The organism is Sphingobium sp. TomTYG73, assembly GCF_055394245.1.
On sequence record NZ_AP027339.1, the window covers coordinates 1,895,582 to 1,917,473 of the forward strand.

22 protein-coding genes are annotated in these 21,892 nt (G+C 61.8%); 10 read left to right on the forward strand and 12 right to left on the reverse strand.

Annotated elements, in window-relative coordinates; translation table 11 throughout:
- Nucleotides 1-88 precede the first annotated feature (88 nt).
- The 5 genes from ACZ5TH_RS09540 (at nucleotide 89) to ACZ5TH_RS09560 (ending at nucleotide 4,924) form a co-directional block, all read left to right on the forward strand.
- Nucleotides 89-1,456 (forward strand): putative O-glycosylation ligase, exosortase A system-associated, encoded by a 1,368-nt coding sequence (locus ACZ5TH_RS09540; RefSeq protein ID WP_464793743.1) that lies wholly within the window; start codon nucleotides 89-91, stop codon nucleotides 1,454-1,456.
- A complete protein-coding gene (locus ACZ5TH_RS09545) occupies nucleotides 1,456-2,175 on the forward strand; it encodes a hypothetical protein (protein WP_449474180.1) in 720 nt (239 codons plus the stop codon). Before ACZ5TH_RS09540 ends, ACZ5TH_RS09545 begins: the two co-directional genes overlap by 1 nt.
- A gap of 68 nt (nucleotides 2,176-2,243) precedes the next feature.
- Nucleotides 2,244-3,248 (forward strand): DNA topoisomerase IB, encoded by a 1,005-nt coding sequence (locus ACZ5TH_RS09550; RefSeq protein ID WP_464793744.1) that lies wholly within the window; start codon nucleotides 2,244-2,246, stop codon nucleotides 3,246-3,248.
- A 25-nt stretch (nucleotides 3,249-3,273) separates the two neighbouring features.
- On the forward strand, nucleotides 3,274-4,437 hold the full coding sequence (locus ACZ5TH_RS09555) for a mechanosensitive ion channel family protein (RefSeq protein WP_464793745.1): 1,164 nt from the start codon (nucleotides 3,274-3,276) through the stop codon (nucleotides 4,435-4,437).
- Between the two features lie 88 nt (nucleotides 4,438-4,525).
- Nucleotides 4,526-4,924, forward strand: coding sequence for a hypothetical protein (locus ACZ5TH_RS09560; protein WP_464793746.1), 399 nt, complete (start codon nucleotides 4,526-4,528; stop codon nucleotides 4,922-4,924).
- Here the strand turns inward: ACZ5TH_RS09560 and dgcA are convergent.
- Entirely contained in the window at nucleotides 4,918-5,895 is a 978-nt protein-coding gene (gene dgcA / locus ACZ5TH_RS09565) for an N-acetyl-D-Glu racemase DgcA (protein ID WP_464793747.1), read from the reverse strand. The genes ACZ5TH_RS09560 and dgcA overlap by 7 nt on opposite strands.
- A gap of 103 nt (nucleotides 5,896-5,998) precedes the next feature.
- On the opposite strand from dgcA, the gene ACZ5TH_RS09570 reads away from it, so the two are divergent.
- Both ACZ5TH_RS09570 and ACZ5TH_RS09575 read left to right on the forward strand, forming a co-directional pair.
- Nucleotides 5,999-7,285, forward strand: coding sequence for a class I SAM-dependent methyltransferase (locus ACZ5TH_RS09570; RefSeq protein WP_464793748.1), 1,287 nt, complete (start codon nucleotides 5,999-6,001; stop codon nucleotides 7,283-7,285).
- 56 nt (nucleotides 7,286-7,341) lie between these two features.
- On the forward strand, nucleotides 7,342-9,129 hold the full coding sequence (locus ACZ5TH_RS09575) for an ABC transporter transmembrane domain-containing protein (protein ID WP_464793749.1): 1,788 nt from the start codon (nucleotides 7,342-7,344) through the stop codon (nucleotides 9,127-9,129).
- Between the two features lie 24 nt (nucleotides 9,130-9,153).
- Here ACZ5TH_RS09575 and ACZ5TH_RS09580 read toward each other — a convergent pair whose 3' ends face one another.
- From ACZ5TH_RS09580 to ACZ5TH_RS09600, 5 genes are all read right to left on the reverse strand, one after another.
- Nucleotides 9,154-9,471: a PilZ domain-containing protein gene (locus ACZ5TH_RS09580; protein ID WP_449474191.1), complete on the reverse strand. Its 318-nt coding sequence runs from the start codon at nucleotides 9,469-9,471 to the stop codon at nucleotides 9,154-9,156.
- A gap of 186 nt (nucleotides 9,472-9,657) precedes the next feature.
- Nucleotides 9,658-10,080 carry an ExbD/TolR family protein gene (locus ACZ5TH_RS09585; protein ID WP_196224597.1) on the reverse strand — a complete coding sequence of 141 codons (423 nt, stop codon included), beginning with the start codon at nucleotides 10,078-10,080 and terminating at the stop codon, nucleotides 9,658-9,660.
- A 20-nt stretch (nucleotides 10,081-10,100) separates the two neighbouring features.
- Complete coding sequence (locus ACZ5TH_RS09590) at nucleotides 10,101-10,589, reverse strand: ExbD/TolR family protein (RefSeq protein WP_449474193.1); 489 nt, start codon at nucleotides 10,587-10,589, stop codon at nucleotides 10,101-10,103.
- A 113-nt stretch (nucleotides 10,590-10,702) separates the two neighbouring features.
- On the reverse strand, nucleotides 10,703-11,461 hold the full coding sequence (locus tag ACZ5TH_RS09595; RefSeq protein ID WP_449474194.1) for a MotA/TolQ/ExbB proton channel family protein: 759 nt from the start codon (nucleotides 11,459-11,461) through the stop codon (nucleotides 10,703-10,705).
- A gap of 68 nt (nucleotides 11,462-11,529) precedes the next feature.
- Nucleotides 11,530-12,186, reverse strand: a complete 657-nt coding sequence (locus tag ACZ5TH_RS09600) for an energy transducer TonB (protein ID WP_460986806.1) — start codon at nucleotides 12,184-12,186, stop codon at nucleotides 11,530-11,532.
- 268 nt (nucleotides 12,187-12,454) lie between these two features.
- On the opposite strand from ACZ5TH_RS09600, the gene ACZ5TH_RS09605 reads away from it, so the two are divergent.
- Both ACZ5TH_RS09605 and ACZ5TH_RS09610 read left to right on the forward strand, forming a co-directional pair.
- Entirely contained in the window at nucleotides 12,455-13,294 is an 840-nt protein-coding gene (locus tag ACZ5TH_RS09605) for a hypothetical protein (protein WP_464793750.1), read from the forward strand.
- A gap of 96 nt (nucleotides 13,295-13,390) precedes the next feature.
- Nucleotides 13,391-14,695, forward strand: coding sequence for a homoserine dehydrogenase (locus ACZ5TH_RS09610; protein ID WP_464793751.1), 1,305 nt, complete (start codon nucleotides 13,391-13,393; stop codon nucleotides 14,693-14,695).
- A gap of 13 nt (nucleotides 14,696-14,708) precedes the next feature.
- Here ACZ5TH_RS09610 and ACZ5TH_RS09615 read toward each other — a convergent pair whose 3' ends face one another.
- The gene (locus tag ACZ5TH_RS09615; RefSeq protein WP_464793752.1) at nucleotides 14,709-15,017 is read right to left on the reverse strand and encodes a hypothetical protein; all 309 of its coding nucleotides are present in this window, start codon (nucleotides 15,015-15,017) and stop codon (nucleotides 14,709-14,711) included.
- A gap of 157 nt (nucleotides 15,018-15,174) precedes the next feature.
- Between ACZ5TH_RS09615 and glpX the strand changes: the two genes are divergently transcribed.
- The gene (gene glpX, locus ACZ5TH_RS09620; RefSeq protein WP_464793753.1) at nucleotides 15,175-16,158 is read left to right on the forward strand and encodes a class II fructose-bisphosphatase; all 984 of its coding nucleotides are present in this window, start codon (nucleotides 15,175-15,177) and stop codon (nucleotides 16,156-16,158) included.
- Between the two features lie 71 nt (nucleotides 16,159-16,229).
- Here the strand turns inward: glpX and ACZ5TH_RS09625 are convergent, their stop codons facing one another.
- The 5 genes from ACZ5TH_RS09625 to ACZ5TH_RS09645 all read right to left on the reverse strand — a co-directional run bounded on the left by ACZ5TH_RS09625 (nucleotide 16,230) and on the right by ACZ5TH_RS09645 (nucleotide 21,843).
- Complete coding sequence (locus ACZ5TH_RS09625; RefSeq protein WP_464793754.1) at nucleotides 16,230-16,607, reverse strand: MerC domain-containing protein; 378 nt, start codon at nucleotides 16,605-16,607, stop codon at nucleotides 16,230-16,232.
- Between the two features lie 99 nt (nucleotides 16,608-16,706).
- Nucleotides 16,707-18,488: a sensor domain-containing diguanylate cyclase gene (locus ACZ5TH_RS09630; protein ID WP_464793755.1), complete on the reverse strand. Its 1,782-nt coding sequence runs from the start codon at nucleotides 18,486-18,488 to the stop codon at nucleotides 16,707-16,709.
- A 115-nt stretch (nucleotides 18,489-18,603) separates the two neighbouring features.
- The gene (gene clpS / locus ACZ5TH_RS09635; protein WP_449474206.1) at nucleotides 18,604-18,972 is read right to left on the reverse strand and encodes an ATP-dependent Clp protease adapter ClpS; all 369 of its coding nucleotides are present in this window, start codon (nucleotides 18,970-18,972) and stop codon (nucleotides 18,604-18,606) included.
- Between the two features lie 145 nt (nucleotides 18,973-19,117).
- Nucleotides 19,118-19,960, reverse strand: coding sequence for a phasin family protein (locus ACZ5TH_RS09640; protein WP_464793756.1), 843 nt, complete (start codon nucleotides 19,958-19,960; stop codon nucleotides 19,118-19,120).
- Nucleotides 19,961-20,100: 140 nt separating this feature from the next.
- Nucleotides 20,101-21,843: a PHA/PHB synthase family protein gene (locus ACZ5TH_RS09645; RefSeq protein WP_464795088.1), complete on the reverse strand. Its 1,743-nt coding sequence runs from the start codon at nucleotides 21,841-21,843 to the stop codon at nucleotides 20,101-20,103.
- Between the last annotated feature and the right edge of the window lie 49 nt (nucleotides 21,844-21,892).

Sequence of the window (21,892 nt, forward strand, 5' to 3'; positions counted from 1 at the left end):
ATCAGCCATGGCGTCATCATGCTGGCGGCCTGGCGCCTGCTGCCGCGCGCCGATCTGGATGACGAATCGCAGGTGGAGCAATCGCGCGATGCGTGACCTGTTCTTCCTCGCCTTCCTTGGCGCCTTCTTTCTGCTGGGGCTGCGGCGTCCTTTCCTGCTGGTCGCCGTCTACGCCTATATCGACATCGTCTCGCCGCAGCGGCTGTCCTACTTTCTTCTGAATCGCATCCCGATCTCCGCGATTGCCTTCGCATTGGCGGTTGGCGCATGGCTGCTGGTGGACAAGAAGACGGACTGCCGCTTTTCCATGCGGCAATTGCTGCTGCTGATCTTGCTGGCCTGGTGCGGCTATACGACCGCGACGGCCGACTTCCCGCTCAACGCCCATACCAAGTGGGAATGGGTGTGGAAGGCGATGATCTTCGCGATCTTCCTGCCGCTGACCCTGCGCACCCGGCTGCGGCTGGAAGCGCTGGCGCTGTTCATGGTGCTGTGTGCGAGCACCATCATCATCAATGGCGGCATGAAGACGGCGCTGTCGGGCGGGGGCTATGGCGTCCTCAACCTGATGGTCGATAATAATAGCGGCCTGTACGAAGGCAGCATCATCAGCTGCGTCGCCATCTCGCTGATCCCGCTCATCCTTTGGCTGGCGAAACACGGCACCATCTTTCCGCCGGACTGGCGGGTGCGAACCTTCGCCTATGCGCTGTGCTTCGCCTGCCTGTTGATGCCGATCGGCACCGAAGCCCGCACGGGCCTCGTCTGCATTGTCATCCTTGCTGGCATGATGCTGATGCGGTCGAAGCGGCGGTTCGTCTATGGCCCATTGCTGGCTGTGGCCGCGCTTGCCGCCATCCCCTTCTTGCCCGCCAGCTTCACCCAGCGCATGTCCACCATCGAGAATCATCAGGGCGACGAAAGCGCTTCCACCCGCCTCGCCGTTTGGAAATGGACGCTGGACTATGTGAAAGAGCATCCCGGCGGCGGCGGCTTCGACAATTACCTTCAGAACAGCTTCACCTATTTCATGCAGGAACGGGTGACCGACAGCGGCGGGTCGCGCATGGAGCGGCGGCTCGTTACTGACAAGGGCCGCGCCTACCACAGCGCCTATTTCGAGATGCTGGGCGAGCAGGGCTATTTCGGCTTCGCGCTGTGGCTGCTGATCCACGTCATCTGCTTCATTCGCACCGAGGCGATCCGGCGGCGCCATCGGGGCTGCGATGGTCCGGGCGAGGCGTGGATCGCGCCATTCGCACTCGCGCTTCAGCAAGGCCATGTCATCTACATGATAGGGTCGCTGTTCGTCGGCATCGCTTACCAACCCTTCATCTTCATGATGCTATCGCTGCAAATCGGCCTCGACACCTATCTCACGCGCAAGCAGCGGGAAGGTGCGCGAGCCCCGGCCATTCCGTTCCGGCCCTCAAAGCCGATCACAGGGGGAGTATGATGAGCGGAGAACTCCGCATTCTGGGCATCGCCCATGGCTTGTTGCTCGGACTGGTGCTGGCGTCGCCCATGATCGGCAGGGAATTCCTGCCATGGGGCGTGGAAGCGCTGTTCATTATCGCGGCTTTCCAACTGCGCCTTGCGGACCGGCGATGGGAAACCCGCGCGGGCCTGCGCGGCTGGGTCAGCCATATTCGCATGGCGCCCGAACGCCTCGTTCCCTGGGCTGCCACGGCAGTGGTGGCGGTCATCGCCGGGCCAGAGCAGGCGGCACTTGCCGGATCGATCTTGGCAGCGGTGCTGATGGCGGAGCTGCTGCTTTATCCTGCCGGAGCCTATCTGCTTGGCCGTCTGCCTCGTGCCGGGATCGCGCTCCTTATCCTTCTTCTGCTCATCGGCTGCGGCCTTGCGGGGCAGGGTCAGCCTGCCCGACTCGCCATGGCTTTCGCGCTGGGGGTGAGCGGATGCATATTCTGGATGCGCGGGCCGGACGGTGAAGCACGGTCCACCATGATCGCCGCAGCCACAGCCTTGGGCTTCTTCGCGATCGCGCTGCTGCTGCCCAATATGGCGATGATCGCCATGCCCGCCGCGATATTGGCGGCGACCCTGACCCTCGCACATCTATCGGTCATCCGCCGCCATCCTGAGCATTGGCGCTTGCGCAGCAGCGGAGCGCTTCGTTGGCGCTTGACCGGCTCACAGCCCGGCCGATCCTGACCCCACGCGTCGAGGCCGGGGAACGCAAGCGCGGTAAGACGGGTTAATGGCTCTTGAGAAGGAGCCAAATGCCGCAACGCCTCGTCCACGCCAATGACAGCATGCCGGGAATAGCGCGTCGCGCTTTGAAACGGGGATGGGCCTATTTCCTTGCCGACGGCACGCGGATCACCGACCGGGACGAAATCGACAGGCTGAACGCCATCGGTATGCCGCCCGCTTACCGTGATTGCTGGTTCTGCCCGCTGCCGCATGGCCATATCCAAGCCACCGGCTATGACGACCGGGGCCGAAAGCAATATCGCTATCATCCGGAGTTCCGCGCCGCGCGCGAAGCCAAGAAATATGGCGGCTGCGCCTTGTTCGGCCGCGCGCTGCCCCGCCTGCGCGCGCGCATAGAGGCGGACCTGTCGATCCGGGGCTTGCGGAAGGAACGGACCCTTGCCGCGGTTGTCCGCCTGCTGGACCTTGCGAAAGTACGCGTGGGCAATGAACAATATGCCGCAGCGAACAAAAGCTTCGGCGCCACGACGCTGCGCCGCCGCCATGTCGACCTTAGCGGGCAGAAGCTGCGGTTGCGCTATCGTGCCAAGTCGGGGCGCGAACATGACCTGACGATCAGCGACCGGCGGCTGCTCCGCTTTGTGCGCGCGATGCAGGACCTGCCGGGGCAGCATCTGTTCCAATATCTGGACGAGGAAGGGATCGCCCGGCCGATCACTTCCGGAGACGTGAACGCCTATATAGCGGAAGCCATGCGGCATGACTTCACCGCCAAGCATTTCCGCACATGGGGCGCATCGGCCGTCGCCTTCGAGGCTTTAGCCTCCGGCCCTGTATCGCTCGCGCAGATGGTCGCGCCAGTGGCCGAAGCCCTCGGCAACACCCCCGCCATCAGCCGTAAAAGCTATATTCATCCAGCGCTGATCGAATTGTGCAAGTCGGGACAGGATGAATGGCGGGCAGGGCTTCGCTTGCCGCGCAGTACGCGCTATCTCACCCGCTACGAACGCGGACTGATCGCCTTTCTGGAAGAATGCGGGGCAAGCTCCTCTCTTCCTCTGGCGGCCTGACCGCTTAGATTTTTCAGGGATCCCCATGGCTGCAAAGAATGACCCGGCCTTCACGGTTCGCGCTCCCAACCTTTCGGAAATGTGGCACGCCACGACGAACTGGTTTGCCATTCACTCTTTGCAGATAGTGATGGCCGTCGGGGCAGGCATCGCCATCTATCTCGCCCTCGCCGCGCTGCGGCAATTCGGCAAGCGGTTCAGGGGCAAGCCGGGCAGCACGCTTGGCGTTTCCAACGTCGTTGGCCGTGCCATCGCCCGGACCACCCACTTCTTCATGGCCCTGGTCGCCGCGCGGCTGGTGGTCAGCTACGCCAATCCTCCGCAGATGGTGCTGAAGACGGTAGCGTTCCTCTTCACCATCGCCGCCGTTTTCCAGGCCGCCATCTGGGCGCGCGAGATCATCCTGGGCCTCGTTGAACGCAAGACCGTTGGCGAAGACGCTCATGGCGAAACCCTGGCCAACGCCATGGGCTTGATCCGCGTCCTCGTGACCTTCGGCCTGTTCGCCATCGCCTTGATCGTCGTACTCGACAATCTGGGCGTCAACGTAACGGGTCTGGTCGCGGGCCTTGGCATCGGCGGCATCGCCATCGGCCTCGCGGCGCAGGGCATCTTCTCGGACCTGTTCGCTGCCCTGTCGATCATCTTCGACAAGCCCTTCCGCCGGGGCGAGGTGATTACCTATGACCAGACCACCGCACGGGTCGAACGCATTGGCCTCAAGAGCACACGCCTGCGCGCCATGACTGGCGAGAAGAAGGTCATCTCCAACGCCAACCTCCTGCAAAAGGAGATTACCAGCCTTCAAACGCTGGAGCAGCGCCGCGTCACCTTTGCCATCGGCATCATCTACCAGACGCCGGATGAAAAGGCCGACGCCATCCCGGCCTTGCTGGAAGAGATCGTGACGGACGAAGGCATGCACTTCGTTAATGCGGGGTTGGTGCGCTTTGGCGCGAGCTCGCTGGATTACGAACTCAATTTCGATGTGCCCTACCCCGACACGCATGATTATTTTCAGTCGCGCCACCGCATCGGCATTGCGATCTGGAAGCGATTCAAGGCGGAAGGCATTGAATTTGCCTATCCCACCCAGACGAGCTTTACCGCAGCGCCGGACGGGCGGACGATCATGCCCTATCCCGATCCCATCCACATCGAGCATGGGGGAGCTGCGCGGCTCACCTGAGCGGGTTTTCGATTCGCTTCACCTTCCCCTTGCTTGCCTCGGCCCTGTCAGCCGGTCAGGCAGCAGCATCGCTGATTGGGGATTTAAGATGATTTCACGCGCCAAAATCGCCGCCGCTGCATTGATGGGCTCTCTCGCCATGGCTCCTGCGGCGCATGCCGAAGGGCTTGGAGCCGAAGTCAATTACGGCCGGGCGAATGGTCATTGGGGCACCGAAATCGGCGCTGGCTACGCACTGGACGTGGCGGGTTTCAGCCTGACCCCCGGTGCGGGCGTTTACCTGCGCGATGGCGAGGCGAAGCTTTATGGCCGGGTCGAGGCGACCTACCACCTGCCAGCCTTTGCGACGATCGGCGCGGGCATTCGGTTCAGCGGTGACAACAGCCGACCCTATGCCACCATCGCGATGCCGATCGTTCCGAAGCTGCGCGTGAAAGGCAATGTCGGTCCCAAATATTATGCCGTGGGCCTGACGCTCGGTTACTGACCCGTGCCCCAGAGCGTGCCCGGCTGCAGCATGCCGTCCCGCAAGGCGAGGGCACAATCCCTGTCCTTGGCCAGCAGCAGGGCGCCATCCAGGTCTATCCAGTCGGCGCCCTGCGCGACCAGCGCCGCAGGGGCAATCCCGAGCGACGTGCCGAGCATGCAACCAACCATGATGCGGAAGCCCCGCTCCCTTGCGGCACGGGCAAGAGCCAGCGCCTCGGTCAACCCGCCCGCCTTGTCCAGCTTGATATTGACCGCGTCAAAGTCCCCCAGTCGATCAAGATCCGCGCGAGTGTGGCAACTTTCGTCCGCGCAGAGCGGGAGCGGCGCCTTAACGCCCGCCAGCCTGTCCTCACGCCCGTGAAAAACCGGCTGCTCCACCATTTCCACGCCGAGTTCAGCGAGAGCGCCCGCTTCGGCCGCAATGTCGAGATCATGCCAGCTTTCATTGGCATCGACGATCAGCCGCGCACTGGGCGCCCCGACGCGAACCGCCGCGATCCGTTCCCTGTCCCCCTCACCCGTCAGCTTGCATTTCAACAGGGCAAAGCCCCTGCCCGCCGCGGCACGGGCGTCGGCTTCCATCTGGTCGGGGTCATTCAGGCTGATGGTGAAGGCAGTAGGCAGCGGTGCGGGGGGGTGAACGTCGGCCAGTTGCCAAACGGGAATGCCCGCCTGCCTGGCCTCCAGGTCCCACAACGCGCAGTCAAGCGCGTTGCGCGCCGCGCCTCGGGGCATCGCTTCCAGCAGTGCCTCGCGATCCAGCGGCCCCTGATAGGCGTTGATGGCGGCGGCACAGCCTTCGGCGGCTTCTCCCTCATAATAGATCGGCGTGCCTTCGCCCCTGCCCACATGTACGCCATCGCTCACGGTACAGACCACGACGTCCACAGAGGTTTTGGCGCCCCGGCTGATGATGAAGGCGCCCGCTACCGGCCAGCGTTCGATAGTGGCGGAAATTATACGTGTCATCGACGTTTCCTGAGCGGCAAGTTAAGGAGCGGACACAGGCTCTATGCGAAAATCGCGGGCCGCCGCATAGTCCCGCCAGATCTTATATAAGGATGGGTGCATCGTGACTTCCCGCGAATTGACCGGCTTTCTTTCCCTGGCCGAACAGGAGGACGGTGCGGCACAACGCCGGATGTCCGATCTGGCATGGCGCATCGGTTTCGGGGCGATCAGTTGGCCGTGGCTGCTCGCCAGCCTTTCGGGTGGGCGCAAAGCCGACAAACGCGCCCTGATGGATGAGTTGAACCTGCCTCATGATGCGCTTCCCCATCTTGGCAGCTGGAAGGCGGATGTCGGTTTCCTGCGCCATATCGTGCGGGAGATTGCTCGCTTGCGACCTGCGCAGGTCGTGGAACTGGGCGCTGGCGCTTCCACATTGGTTGCGGCTAAGGCCTTAGCGATGCATGGTGGTGGCCGCCTGACCAGCTTTGATCAGCATGGCGGCTTTGTCGATGCCACCCGCAACTGGCTCTGCGATCATGGTCTGCAAGCCGACCTGCGCCATGCGCCGCTGGCATCGGAGAGCGGCGATTGGCCGGGGCGCTGGTATGCGCTCGACGATCTGCCTGAGCGCATCGACCTGCTGATCATCGACGGGCCGCCATGGTCGGTTCACCCGCTGGTGCGAGGCGCAGCAGACAGCCTGTTTGCACGGCTGTCGCCCAACGCCGTTGTCTTGCTGGATGACGCGGCGCGGCCGGGCGAGCGGATCGTGGCGCGGCGCTGGCGTCAGCGCTGGCCGCACATCGATTTCCGGCTGATGCATGACGGCACCAAGGGCACGCTGGTAGGGCGCAGGCGTGACATGTCGATCCCGGTCGCCAACGATAATGAAAGCGGGCGCGGCTGGCAGCATTTGCGCCGGACAGCCGCGATCGCAGCCCTGCTGGCGACTGGCTGGATTGCGAGAGGCGCGTTGGGCGAGTTTCCACAGGCGGCGCAGGCCAGCCCCTTCCTCGACGAAGCAGCAGCCTCCCACCGTGCTGGCCTGTTGCGGCAGAACATGGCGTCCCAGGTGGAAAGCGCGACCCTCAACAGCGAGGAAATACGCCGTTCAACCGGGATCATCCTGCCATCTTTTCCCCGCAGCTGGCGCGTTACCGACGTTCAGCTCTTTCCGACGCCGGACAGTCCGGCCATAGCCATCTCGATCGTGACACCGGCAGGCGAACAACTCTCCTTCTTTGCGGATAAAGCCGAAACGCCTGCAGAGGGACATCCCCTGATCGCCCGGCGCGCAGCCGATATCATCGCCTATTGGGAAGCTGGCGACATGGCCTACGCGCTGACCGGGCGCACGGCCGCTCGCCGCATCATGACGCTGGCGGCGGAGATTACACCTTCCAGCTGACGCCGCGCCGCTGATCCTCGTTGAGGCTTGCGCCGGGGGCTGCTAAGCGCGCGCCCATGCAAGATGCGGAAAAGTCCATGCCGCGCGGCGGCGCGCGTTCGTCCCTTGGCAGCCTCGCCATGCTGTGGCGCTTCGCCACGCGCTATCCCGGACGGATCGCCGCCGCGCTCGCCGCGCTCATCGTCTCGTCCGCCGCGACACTCGCCATCCCCAGCGGCTTTCGACTCGTCATCGATCGGGGGTTCATGGGCGGCGGGGATATCAGCCGGTGGTTTCAGTATCTGCTGCTGATTGTGCTGATCCTTTCCCTGGCAACGGCGGCACGTTTCTACTTCGTATCCTGGCTTGGGGAACGGGTGGTGGCCGATATCCGATCGGCGACGCAGGCCAATCTGCTGCGCCTGGAACCCCGCTTTTTCGAAGAGAACCGGCCATCTGAAATCGCGTCGCGGATGACGGCGGACACCGCCATCATCGACCAGATCGTCGGCTCGACTGTGTCGGTCGCCTTGCGCAATCTGGTCACCGGGGTTGGTGGCCTCATCTACCTCTTCGCGCTCGCGCCCAAGCTCGCGGGCCTTCTGGTGCTTGGCATCCCCATCATTCTGGTCGTGATGATCAGCCTCGGCCGCCGCGTACGGCTACTCTCCCGCGCCAGTCAGGACAGGCTGGCCGCCGTCGGCAGCGTAACGTCCGAAGTGCTGGGCGCCATGAAGATCGTTCAGGCTTTCGGGCAGGAGGCGCGGGAATCCGCGCGCTTCGACACCACGGTGGAAGCAGGATTTGCGACGGCCCGGCGCCGTATCCTCCTCCGCGCGGCGATGACGGCGGTTGTCATCGCTCTGGTCTTTGGATCGATCACTGCGGTGATGTGGCAAGGCGCCCTGGATGTTGCGGCGGGCAGGCTTTCGGGCGGCAGTATCGCGGCTTTTGTTCTCACCGGCGGCCTTGTTGCGGGCGCATTTGGCGCGCTGTCAGAAACCTGGGGCGACCTGCTCCGGGGAGCGGGCGCGGCGAGCCGCTTGCACGAGCTTATGACGGCGCAGCCTGAAATCGTCGCTCCTGCGTCGCCCAAACCGATTCCCCAACTTCCACATGGCGCGAATCTCCAGTTCGACGGGGTGCATTTCAGCTATCCCACGCGACCGGGCGATGCCGCGCTGCACGGCATCTCGATCGATATTGCGGCGGGTGAAACAGTGGCAGTCGTCGGGCCGTCAGGTGCAGGCAAATCCACGCTGATACAGCTCGCGCTACGCTTCTATGATCCTGAGACCGGGGTTATCCGGCTGAATGGCGTCGATCTGAAGGATGCCGACCCGGCAACCGTTCGGAATATGATGGCGATGGTTCCGCAAGACAGCGTTATCTTTGCTGCATCGGCGCGGGACAATCTGCGCTTTGGCCGCTGGGACGCGTCGGACGAGGAGATTTGGGGAGCAGCGCGTGCGGCCAATGCAGAGACGTTTCTGCGCGCCCTTCCCGAGGGGCTGGACACATTTTTGGGCGAAGGTGGAGCGCGGCTTTCCGGAGGACAAAGGCAGCGCCTTTCGATCGCGCGCGCCCTGCTCCGCGATGCGCCGATCCTGCTGCTGGACGAGGCGACCTCTGCTCTGGACGCGGAATCGGAGCGGCTGGTTCAGGATGCACTGGCGCGCCTGATGCAGGGGCGAACGACAATCGTCATCGCTCACCGGCTGGCAACGGTTCGCGCCGCTGACCGGATCATCGTACTCGATAATGGTCGCGTGGTGGAACAGGGCAATCATGCCGCACTGATGACCGAGAAGGGTCTGTACGCGAGGTTGGCAAACCTTCAGTTTCAGGATGCGCCAGCGGCCTGAGGCAAATCCGCCTCCAAAGCTATACTATCCGCTGATCCTGACAATATGATCAAGGATGGCGGGATGCAGGGGCCGTTCGAACCGGCAACCTGCTTCATGGCCCCGTGTCCAGAGAACTTGAGCGCGTCGTCCTTCGAATCCAGGCAGCATGACCCAGAGGGAATCACCTGCGGCCAGCTTCATGAAGCTCTGCAGGAGGAAGCCATTAACTGACAAGTCGGCGACGCTGCTTTTGAACCAGTTCTCGCTTGGCCGCCTCACTTTGACGGGCACCTGAACATAGCGCCGGTCAGTCTGGCGACCGCGCTTTTGGTTCAGGTCCATGTGCAATTCAGCGCCCATGATCAGATGCATTCCTTTGGGTGGAACTTCTCACATTAGGGTTAAGGAACCGTTGAGGCGGGGACCAAAAAAAGGGCCGCCGAAGCGACCCTTTAGATAACCAAAAGCTGATTGCGTCACCCCAGCCCGCGCCCGGAAACGGGAAGTCGAACATTCCCGGCCAGACGGCGGCGGCGTAGCCAGCTCTTAGAAGTTTCCATATTGTTCATTGCCCACGAAGCCGAGCTTCGTGACGCCAGCGCGCTTGATCTCGGCCAGAACCTGATCAACGACGACATAGCGGGTCGCAGCATCGGGCTGGAACTGCAATTCGGGTTCGACCGGCAACCGCAGCGACTGCTGCAGATACTGACGCAGGGTCAGAAGGTCGATGGCCGAACCGTTCCAGGTGATGATTCCGCCAGCATCAATCGCAACCTTGTTCTTGACAGGGTCGATGACGCTGTCGGTCGGTGGCGCGTTCTGCGGTAGGTCGATCTTGACCGCGTGGGTCTGGATCGGGATCGTGATGATGAACATGATGAGGAGAACGAGCATGACGTCGATCAACGGCGTCGTGTTCATGTCCATCATCGGCTCGCCATCATCTTTTCCGGCGCTCATTGCCATGGGGCGATACTCCTAAAAACTTAGAGCCGCTGCACCGTCGAACCCGGTTCGGGTTCGGAGATGAAGCCGACCTTCGGGAAACCGGCGCGCTGCATCGTGTAGATGGTGCCACCGATGCACCGATAGGGGGTATTGATGTCCCCACGAATGTGTACTTCGGGCAGATCCTCAGGCGTCATGTTTTCAACGCCACCCGCCTTCTTGATGTCCGCTTCAAGCTTCGCGACCGCGCGGTCGAGCAGTTCGTTTGAAGACACCCTGGTCAGGTTCCAATAGACCGCACAGCTGCCGTCTTTGGCCTGCGTGATCGATAGCGACACATTTTCCGGCTTCGTGGTCGTGGGCTCGAAAGCGACCTTGGGGAGCTGCAGCTGAACCGTCTGGACGACGACCGGAATCGCGATGAGGAAGATGATGAGCAACACCAGCATGACGTCGACGAGCGGCGTCGTGTTGATGTCGGACATCGGCTTGTCTTCACCGCCGTCGGAGCCAACACTCATTGCCATTGATAATTTCCTAACATGCGTGTCGATGGCGCCCCGTCAATTGGGGCCCATGGCCGGTGGGGAAGCAGCGGTCGCAGCCGTCCACTAACCCCCACACCGGCTCCTTGACCCAATCAGGCCTTGGTCGGAGCAGCAGCCGTCTTGGCGGCAGGCGCAGCCGGGGCAGTCGCGAACGAAGGCTTAACAGCGCCGTTCGACACCAGGTGAGCCAGCAGATCGACGGTGAAGCCATTCAGCTGTTCGGCGATCGACTTGTTGCGACGCTGCAGGAAGTTGTAGGCAAGCACGGCGGGAACGGCCACGGCCAGACCCAGCGCCGTCATGATCAGAGCTTCACCGACCGGACCGGCAACGGCGTCGATCGAAGCCTGACCGGCAGCGCCGATCTTGATGAGCGCGCGATAGATGCCGATAACCGTACCGAACAGACCGATGAACGGCGAAGTTGCACCGACGGTCGCGAGGAACGCCAGACCACCGCCCAGCTTCGAGTTGATCGAGGCTTCCGAACGGGCAAGCGAACCGTGCAGCCAGTCATGGGCTTCGACAGGATCGGTCAGCTTGGTGTGTTCTTCCTGAGCCTTGATGCCGTCATCGACGATCTGCTTGTAGGCCGAGTTCTTTTCGAGCTTGGCCGAACCTTCCTTGAGGGTCGGGGCGCGCCAGAAGGTTGCACGAACCTTCTTGCCCTGATTGAGGACCTTCTGCTGTTCGATCAGCTTGGTGAAGAGGATGTAGAATGTGCCCACCGACATGGCGCAAAGGATGAGGAACACGGTCCAGGCGATGGTGCCGCCCTGCTGCAGGGCCTCCATCAAGCCGTAAGGGTTCTCCGATTTCGGCGCGGCCGCGGCTGCGAGATACATCAACATTTTCAAGACTTCCCTCTCAAAAGGATCAATAGAAGGGGAAGGCGGCAGCGCCAGCCTTCCCGTTACAATTATTCAGGCAGTCGCCAGGTAATGCGACCATTATAGGTATCCGACATCGGGCCACCTCCGGCTGCCGTGGCCGGTTTGAACTTCGCGCGGCGCGGCAGGAGACGGCAGGTCGCCTCATCGAGATCGGAATGACCGGTCGAAGAGGTGATGGTGCAGCTCGTGACGCGACCGTCAGGGCCGATCTCGAGCCGGAAACCCGCTGTACCCGAACGCTCCTCACGCTGTGCGCGGCTCGGATAGTCCGCATCGCTAAGCCAGCTGCCGGGCGAACTGCGCGGCGTTGCACGCGAAGCAGGCACTGCAGGTGGCGGCGGCGGTGGTGGCGGTGGAGCAGCAACCGGAACCGGGTTGAAAACCGGCGGCGGCGTACGCACCGTGGCAATGGCCGGCGCGGGGGCTGGCGTCTGGACGATCGGCGGAGGCGCGACCACTGGCGGCGGCTCGACCGGCTGGTCTGGCGGCGGCGGCGGCGGCTCCTCATCCGGTGGCGGCGGTTCCTCCTTCACGTCGATCACGTTCAGCTGTTCCGCCGCCTTTTTGACATATTTCATGCCAAGGCCGGTAACAAAGGCATAACCCAGAACAGCGTGAATCAGGGCGACGATGACGATCGAGATCGTACGACTCGATCCTTGCGAGTGGTCAGCATAGGCCATTCGGCAACGACACTCCTTAACTCAACTTACCATTGTTATAAGCAAACAAGCCAAAAATGGCCCTAGTTGACCAGGTCGTCCCTGGCCACCTTTGGCCCCCTTCCGCGCATTTGCTACCGCGCAAACTCCTATCGCGGCGCATCGTGGCACGCAAACGCTTTATCGACAGGATAATTTCCGATTAGCATTTTAATACAGAATGACTTGCCTGTGACAACATTGTCACGGATGACTTTAGGCAGTGACGAACATGCAAAGAAAATCCTCCATGACCTTCAAAACCGCCGCCGCAACATGCCTCATTTTCGCCGCATCTCCGCTGATTTCAGCGGCCCAGACGAGTGATGGCACAAAGTCCGCCACCCTTTCCTATGCCGATTTCGCGGATTTGGCAGACACGGCTCCGCTGGTTGCAGTAACACGCATCAGCAGCATAATTGCACTACCCGAAAAAACGGTCCAAAATGTCCCTCCCGGTCAAAAACGGGTCTTTGTGGAGGCCGAAGTCACGTCACTGATTCGCGGCGAAGGGGGAATCAGTCCACGCGTCCGCTATCTTTATGATGCGCCGTTGAATGGCCGAGGAAAGCTTCCCAAGCTGAAGAAAACGCAGGTCATCCTGTTTGCTCGTCCAGGAGGACGGCCGGGAGAAATCCAGTTGGTGGCGGGCGACGCTCAAATTCCTGCCACGACTGCGGCGATCGAGCAGGTGAAGGCCATTCTGTCTGAACTGGTAGCTTCCAACGCACCGCCTCGCATCATCGGCCCTGGCGACGCCTTCCACGTGGCAGGAACGGTAGCAGGCGAAGGCGAGACGCAGATTTTCCTGCGAACGGCCACGGGGGATCCGGTATCCCTTTCCATCCTGCGCCGCCCAGGGCAGCAACCGAAATGGGCCGTTGCCCTGGGCGAAATCGTCGATGAAGCGGCGCGGCCGCCTGCACCCGGAAGCCTTCTCTGGTATCGCCTGGCTTGCAGCTTGCCGCCCACCCTGCCGGGCTCCTCGGCTCGCGCGCTGGCTCCTGTCGATGCGGAGGCGGCTCGGATCGATTATGCCTTTGTCATCCAGTCACTCGGCAATTGCGGCCGCACCCGTTCCGCGCGTTGACACCCCCGAACGCGCCGCCCTTGTCCTTTTTCTTGGACAGCGGCGCGTTGGCGGCTATCAGCGCGGCATTATATCAGCCTGAGGACAGCCACTATCATGACCAATCTTCACCGCCATGCCCCGCTGCGCGTCGCGCTTGTCGGCCTTGGCACGGTGGGCGGTGGCGTGATCCGGCTGTTGCAGACAAATGCCGACCTGATCGCGCGGCGCGCTGGCTGCCCGATTCAGATCGTCGCCATTTCCGCGCGTGACCGCAACAAGGACCGGGGCGTGGACCTGTCACCCTATGAATGGGTGGACGACATGACCACCCTGCCCGGCCGCGACGATATAGATGTGGTGGTGGAACTGATCGGCGGCGCCGACGGCCCCGCGCTCACCCTAGCCCGGCAGTGTCTTTCGGCGGGCAAGCCATTCGTCACGGCCAACAAGGCCATGCTGGCCCATCACGGCCTTGATCTCGCCACGCTGGCGGAGAGAGCCGGCATCGCCCTCAAATATGAAGCTGCCGTCGCCGGGGGCATCCCGGTCATCAAGGGCCTGCGCGAAGGCGCCGCCGCCAATGAGATCAGCCGCGTCTATGGCATCCTCAATGGCACCTGCAACTACATCCTGACCACGATGGAGAAGGAAGGGCGCGGTTTCGACGATGTGCTGAAGGAAGCGCAGGAACTGGGCTATGCCGAAGCGGACCCGAGCTTCGACATCGACGGTGTCGATGCCGCGCACAAGCTGACCATTCTTGCCAGCCTCTCTTTCGGCACGGAACTGGACTTTGGCAGCGTCGCGGTAACGGGCATCCGCCACGTCATCGCCGCCGACATCGCCGAAGCAGCGGCCATGGGTTATCGCATTCGCCTGGTCGGGATGGCCGAAAATGGACCGGGCGGGTTATTCCAGCGCGTTCACCCCATGCTCGTCCCCCTCGATCATCCGCTTGCCCATGTCGACGGTTCACTCAACGCCGTCGTGGCCGAAGGCAATTTCGTCGGCCGCCTCTTCTTCCAGGGCCGGGGCGCAGGCGATGGTCCTACAGCATCGGCCGTGGTCGCAGATCTGATCGACGTCGCGCGCGATGAATATGGCGATGCCCTGGCGATGCCGGTCGCGGCATTGGCGCGGCAACCGGCAGCGGACGCAGGCGCGCGGATTGGCCGCAGCTATCTGCGCTTCAAGGTACAGGACCGCCCCGGCGTCCTTGCCGAGATCGCCGCTGCGACGCGCGACGCCGGTGTGTCGATTGAAAGCATGATCCAGCGCGGCGCAAGCCATGATGACAGCGTGCTGATGGCGATCGTCACCCATGCGGGGGAAGAGCGCTGCGTCCTCGATACGCTTCGGCGGCTCGCGGGATCGGACAGCCTGCTCCAGACCCCGATGGTCATGCATATTCTCGACTGAAAAGGGCTGCCGTTTAACGGGCCGCGAAGCTGCGCATCAAAGTCTCGCGCAAAGGTTCGCCAAGTTTGAATACGCGCAGACGGGCTTGCTTGGGGCAACCCATGTTTCCGATAATCCGGCACGGCCGCGCGTCGAAGCGATAGGCGCTCATCTTGTTGTCCGCGCGTCTTGCGCTGTCCTCCCACGGCAGGCGGCTCGAAGCATGCCGACCGGACATGCACAGCATCGGCACCGCCTGGCACGGGGCTGCCTTAGCCGAGATAGGTTGAGGAGGATGAGCCGCTGACTGAACGAGGCTGGTAGCAAGCAGCGCGGCGATCATCACTTCGACCCCTTGTCATTGTTGGCATTTTAACGCCACAGACGACCTTCCGTTGCATTGGCGCCGCGAAAAGCAGGCTGAGTCCGGGTGGATGGCTCGACAAGGCGGGGATGACCTCCTATCGCGCTGATCACAAAGAGACAGCAGAGGGATTATCATGGTGCAGGCTAGCTCAGTTCTCGATCGCGTCCTGGTGCTTGAGATGGTGCGTGTCACCGAAGCGGCCGCCATCGCCGCCTCGAAGCTGATTGGACGCGGCGACGAAAAAGCGGCTGACGCTGCCGCTGTCGAAGCGATGCGCATGGCATTCAACGACCTCTACATGGACGGCACCGTCGTCATCGGCGAAGGCGAACGCGACGAAGCACCGATGCTCTACATCGGTGAGAAGGTCGGCAACGCCATCGGATCAGGCCCGAAGATCGACATTGCTCTCGATCCGCTTGAAGGGACGACGATCACGGCCAAGGCTGGTCCCAACGCGCTCGCGGTTCTCGCCATTTCGGAAGAAGGCGGCTTGCTGAACGCGCCCGACGTTTACATGGAAAAGCTGGCGGTGGGTCCGGGCTATCCGGACGGCATCATCGACCTCAACAGGCCGGTGAAAGAGAATGTCGAAGCCGTAGCTAAGGCGAAGGGCGTTCATCCTCATGAGCTCATCGTCTGCGTTCTTGACCGGCCCCGGCATGAAAAGCTGATCGCGGAACTGCGCGCAATCGGATGCGGCATCATGCTGATCCCCGACGGCGACGTCGCCGGTGTGATCGCGACCACTGATCCGGAAACGAATATCGATATTTATATGGGTTCAGGCGGCGCGCCTGAAGGCGTGCTGGCGTGCGCGGCACTTCGCTGCGTCGGCGGTCAGTTCAAGGGCAAGCTGCTGTTCCGCAATGACGACGAGCGGGCGCGGGCGTTCAAATGGGGCATCACCGATCTCGACAAGGTTTATGACCTCAAGGAGCTGGCAAAGGGCGACTGCATCTTCGCGGCGACCGGCGTCACCGACGGCTCCCTGCTCGCAGGCGTCAAGCGGCTGCCCGGCGGCAAGCTGACCACGGATAGCGTCGTGATGCGCGCCAGCACCGGGACGGTTCGCTGGGTTAAGGGCGATCATCATCTGGACCGGAAGCAGTCCTGACCGGAATATAAGCCAATAACAAAAAAAGGGGGCGACAAGCCCCCTTTCCTATGCGTTCCGGTCAGGCTGCCTTATCGTCCAGCCCGGTGATTGAGATCATGCCCCAGGGCCAGCGTCACCACGCCAAACAAGGTGTAAGCACTTTCCTGCCATCCATGGTCCAGGGTCATGGCCCCTGCCATTATGCCCAGACCCAGCGAGCCGACGGCCGCTGGCATCATGAAGCCATGTTCCATTGCCCCATGCCCAAGCGCCACCGCCCCCAGCAGGATAGCGAGCACAAGCCCAACCTCATGGAAGAGAGGATTCTCAAAAACCCCGCCAGCCGACGCAAGAACGCCGAGCAGGACCGCCGTGCCGATGCAATGCGCGACGCACATGCCCGACACCGCAATCGCGATGCGATCGATGCGGCCATTTGACAGGCGAGAGCGGATGTTGGTTGGCATGGTGGCCAGTACATAGGCCAGACCAGATGAAGTTACAACATATCATCTGACATATTCGTCAGGATCGGAGATGCGTTTTCCGGAAGCCCGGTGGCCGGTTCAGGCGGCAAGTCGCAAACAGTTTCGCCCGCTATTCTTGGCGCGATAAAGGGCCTTGTCCGCAACATCGAGCAGATCCGCCCTGCTCGCTCGCCCGTCAAGTTCAACGAGTCCTGCGCTGAAGGTAATGGCGATCGATTCGCTGCCGACGGCGCTGATGCGCTGCGCGGACACCATGTTCCGTAAGCGCTCGCACACCATGCTCGCGCGCTGGATATCGGTGCCCGTCAGAAGGATCGCAAACTCCTCTCCGCCAAGCCTTCCGATACTGTCCCCGCCGCGCAAGCCAGGACGCAGGCGCTCGACGAAGCTGGAGAGCACCTTGTCCCCTACCCCGTGGCCGTAGCGATCATTGACCGATTTGAAATGATCTATGTCGATCATCAGCAGACAGGCATTAGCGCCTCGCGCCACCCGCTTGATTTCCTGGTCGAGTTTTTCGATGAAGGCCCAGCGGCTGTCGGCGCCGGTCAGCGTATCCACGGCCGCGACGCGCTGCAGCGCCCTCTGCCGCGCCTTGTGCCGCGACATGTCCCTGATCGTGCTGATCACCCCGGTAGGAAGGCCCTGTTCGTCCAGCACGGCACGCGTGACCATCTCGCACCAATCGACCCCATCGGTGAAAGCTGCCGGGCGGAACTCTACTGTCTGCACGTCGCCCGGCCGTGCCAGAGCGCGCTGATGAGCCCCGTGAACCTCCGCGCGATCCTTGGGATCGACCATGATGTCCGCCGAACGGCCCACGAGCACTGCGGGCGCGCAGCCGATCTGCTCGGCCGCTGAAGGCGAAGCATATTGGATGATGCCATCAACGCTGACGTTCAACACCAGGTCGCCGCTATGTTCGGCAATGGCGCGATATCGGGCCTCGCTCGACTGCAACATCTGGAACAGGCGTCGGCGACCGTTCAGTTCGGCTGCAAGCGGCATGGACAGCAGGAAAGTGAAGGCAAGGAAGAACTGAAACAACTGGGTGCGTTCACCCACGCTACTGGCTACTACGTTCACCGGCCCATGGCCCGTTATGGTCGCGGCCCCGCCGATCACGGCGAGCAGCACGACTGCGGCCGCCGTTCCCAACGACCCGATGCGGAACGCGATCGCGACCAGCGGCAACACCAATAGGAACAGCATCGGGTAATGCGCGAAATAGAATATATGGACGATCACGGCCGCGAAGAGGGCCAGAAGAGCCAAAGCCTCCAGCTTCTGCCTGCCGGATGTCTCCCGAGCCCAGGCGCGAACCTGTCCCTGCAACAGCATCGTCAGGATCGGCGTGCAGACTAGGCCGCCCAGCACATGGCCGCTATACCATTGCAGCCATGAAGCGCCGAAGGACACAGGCGTAAGGGTCGAGGCGACAAGCGCCGCAGCCGTGCCAGCGATGATATTCGCAGGGATGCAAAGTGCCAGGATGAAGACGAGAAGGGAGCGCTTCGACCCGTCACTCAGGTGGACGGGAATGAACCGACGGCACAGGATCGCGACGATCAGCGATTCGGCGATGTTGATGAACGCCATGGGCAGCGCTGCCCAAGGCCCCATGCCAAACAGCGACGTCGATATGATGCTGGCAATACCGCAAGCCACGATTACACGCGGCCAATAGCTGGTTTCCGATGTCTGCAATTCCGCCATCAGCAACGCGTTGGCGGCCCATACAAAAGCGAGTCCCCCTTCGAACCGCGAGCATAGCATCGCCAGCGTCGCCATCAGGAAATAGGCAATGCCAGCAACCAGCGGCGTCAGTCTGGAAGAAGGAGAACGGAGAATGGCAGGCATGACGCCTTCTGCCTAAGCAACCATCCTTAATATATAATAACCATGAAAGGAGCCCGATGACGCCAAAAGCGTGGTGTTCGTCACCTTAAGCTAGGAAAAGCGTGACTTCGGAAATTCAGGCCTTTTCCAGCGTACATTGAAGCGGATGCTGGTTCTGCCGGGCGAAGTCCATCACCTGGTTCACCTTTGTCTCCGCCACTTCATAGCTGAAAATGCCGCAAACCCCGACGCCGCGTTGGTGCACGTGAAGCATCACGCGGGTGGCTTCTTCCATATCCATGCGGAAAAACTGCTGAAGGACATGCACGACGAATTCCATCGGCGTGTAGTCGTCGTTCAGCATCAATACCTTGTAGAGAGACGGCTTCTTGGTGCGGGCGCGGGTGCGCGTCGCGATGCCGACATTGGGACCGCCAGGGCCTTCACCCTGATCATCCTGGTCCCGGCCCGCCATCTTCTCCCGATATCTGCTGATGCTGCTCATGACGGGTGAGGATATGGCGATTCCAGCCCTTAAGGCAAGGGGCGCAGATTGCAGGTCATCGCGCAAGGGATGGTGGTAACCAAGAATAGCGGCTCTCACCCCGGGGATGAGAGCCGCTTCATTCTTTCAAGTCTTTTACCGCCGATCAGGCGGCGAGCGACTTTACCTTGTCCGTGACAACGGTAACGCGTGCGGTCAGCGGCTGGGCGACTTCGCCAGCCAGCTTGATCAGCGCTTCGCTGCTCTTCGCGGCTTCCTTGGTCAGCTCGTCAAAGCTGCTCGAGAAAAGCTGGCTCTGCAGCTGGAAGAATTCCGTCGGCGTCTTGACCGTCGAGAAGCTCTTGAGCGAGGCAGTCGCCTTCTCGAAGTTCTTGCGGCTGTAATCGACAGCTTCCTGGCTCAGGGTCTCAATGCCCTTGGCAGCGATCTTGCCCGATTCGACCAGCGCTTCGACATTGCCCTTGGCGATGTCGCTCAGCTCTTCGATGGCCTTGGTCGACTTTTCGACGCCAGCCTTGGCCTTCTCGTTCAGACCGGCATAGGCCGTCTCGAACTTGGCCTTGGTCTCTTCAGCGAACTTCTTTCCGGTTTCGATCACGTCGTTCATCATCTTGGTTCCTTCTGTGGCAGGCAGCATGGTGGGCTCTACCGGCCCGGCCTCGGACGAAAGGCTCTTGGTTTCTTCGACTTCGATGGCGACCTCTTCGACCAGCGGCGCTGGTGCATGAGGGGCCGGTTCAATTGCTGGCGGAGCAGCCGGTTCGGGCGCTGCATCGACCGCCGTGGTGGCGGCGACGATCGCGACCGGGTCAGGCTTTGCGGCTTTAACCGCCGCCTTCTTGACCGCCACGGCCTTCCGCGCTGGCGCAACCTTTGGGCTGACGCTCACCGCTTCTTCCGCGGCCTTCAATGCTTCAGCCGCCGACAATGTAGAGCCGGGCGTCTTGGCCACTGCCTTGCGGCGAGCAGGCTTTGGAGTGACTGGCATAAAAGGTTCTCCGTTGCTGCAGTGCACAATATATAATTCAAAGCGCAAACGCAAGAATTTTTGTGCAGTGCAGCAAAACAAGATTGGCGGAGAAATCGGTCCTTGTTTTACCAGTCTGAAATCAGCGTGTGTTGTGAGGCTTAGCGCTCCCTCACATAACGGCCTGGCGCATCCTCTATGGCCTTCAGGGAACCGGCGCCCGGCACCCGACCACCGTCTTTGGCAGAGACCATCGAATCACCATGAGAGCGAATCCATTCGATCCAGTCCGGCCACCAGCTTCCCTTCGTCTCCTTCGCGTTCGCCACGAAGTCGGCAAGGCTGGCAGGCAGTTCATCGCAGGACCAATATTGATACTTCCCCGCCGCCGGAGGATTGACCACGCCCGCGATATGGCCCGATCCAGCCAGCAGGAACCGGATAGGCCCAGCGAAGTGGTATGTGATCTTCCACACGCTTTCGGGAGGAGCGATATGATCTTCCCGTCCCGCCTGAACATAGGCGGGCGTTTTGACCTTGCTCAGATCAAGCGGCGTTCCGTCGATGGTCAGCGCCCCCGGCACCACCAACTGGTTGTCGCGATAAAGCTGCGTCAGGTAATTTTTGTGCCAGCACGCGGGAAGATTGGTGGTGTCGCCATTCCAATATAGCAGGTCGAACGGCGGATAATCCTGCCCCAGCAGGTAATTATTGACCACATAGTTCCAGATCAGGTCGCGGCCGCGCAGCAGGTTGAAGGTCGCGGCCATATAGCGCCCATCCAGGAAGCCCCCGGTCGAAAGCTGGTCAACCAGTTTCATCTGCTCATCGTCGACGAACAGGCCAAGATCCCCCGCCTCGGTGAAGTCCACCTGCGCCGTGAAGAAGGTCGCGCTTGCCACCTTGTCCGCTTCGCCACGTTCGGCAAGATAGGCCAGGGTCGCAGCAAGGGTGGTGCCAGCCACGCAATAGCCGATCGTATGGACGCTCGGCACGCCGAGCAGTTCGCGCACGGTGTCGATCGCGTCGACCTGGCCCCGGACGATATAATCATCCCAGAGCAGGTCCTTCATCGATGCATCGGCCGATTTCCAGGACAGCAGGAAGACGCTCATCCCCTGATCGGTCGCCCATTTGACGAAGCTTTTTTCCGGTGACAGGTCGAGTATGTAGAAGCGGTTGATCCACGCCGGAAAGATGACGAGCGGCGTTTCCAGCACCTTGTCCGTGGTGGGCGCGTAGTGGATCAGCTGGTAAAGCGGCGTTTCCTTGATCACCTTGCCCGGGGTGGTCGCGATGTTCCGGCCAAGTTCAAAGACGGTGCCGTCCGTCTGTGTCAGCTGACCTTTTTCCATGTCCGCCAGCATGTGCTGGAGGCCCTTGACCAGATTTTCGCCCCCGCTCTGCAGGGTCTTTTCCATGACGAGTGGGTTGGTCAGCGGGAAGTTGCTGGGCGCCACCGCGTCCAGCATGCCGCTGGTAGCGAAGCGCAGCTTTGCCTTTTGCTTGGGATCGACCCCATCCACCGCATCCGTCAATTTCAGCAGATAGTCCGACATCAGCAGATAGCTTTGCCGGATCAGGTCGTAGAACGGATGCTTGGTCCAGGCGGGGTCAGCAAAGCGGCGATCCTTGCGCGCGGCAGGGCTTTCGGGAGGCGGAGCGTCCGGCTGGTCGCGAAGCATGCCGCCTGAGTCAAGAAACCGCTGCCACAGGGCCAGGCCTTCATTGGCAAAGCCTGTCTGAATGCGCGCCACCGCATCTGGATCGAATGGCATCGTCCTTCCCGTGGCTCCGGCTGCCTGCTCCAGAATGAGCTGCTGCGCCCGGCCGACGACTTGCGTCCATTGCTGCATCTGTTCCAGCGTAGGCAGATGAGGCTCGTTGAGGTTCTGCGCTTCCATGGCCACCTTCCTCCTCCTGGCATCCTTTATGTCCGCCGCTTTCGCTGGC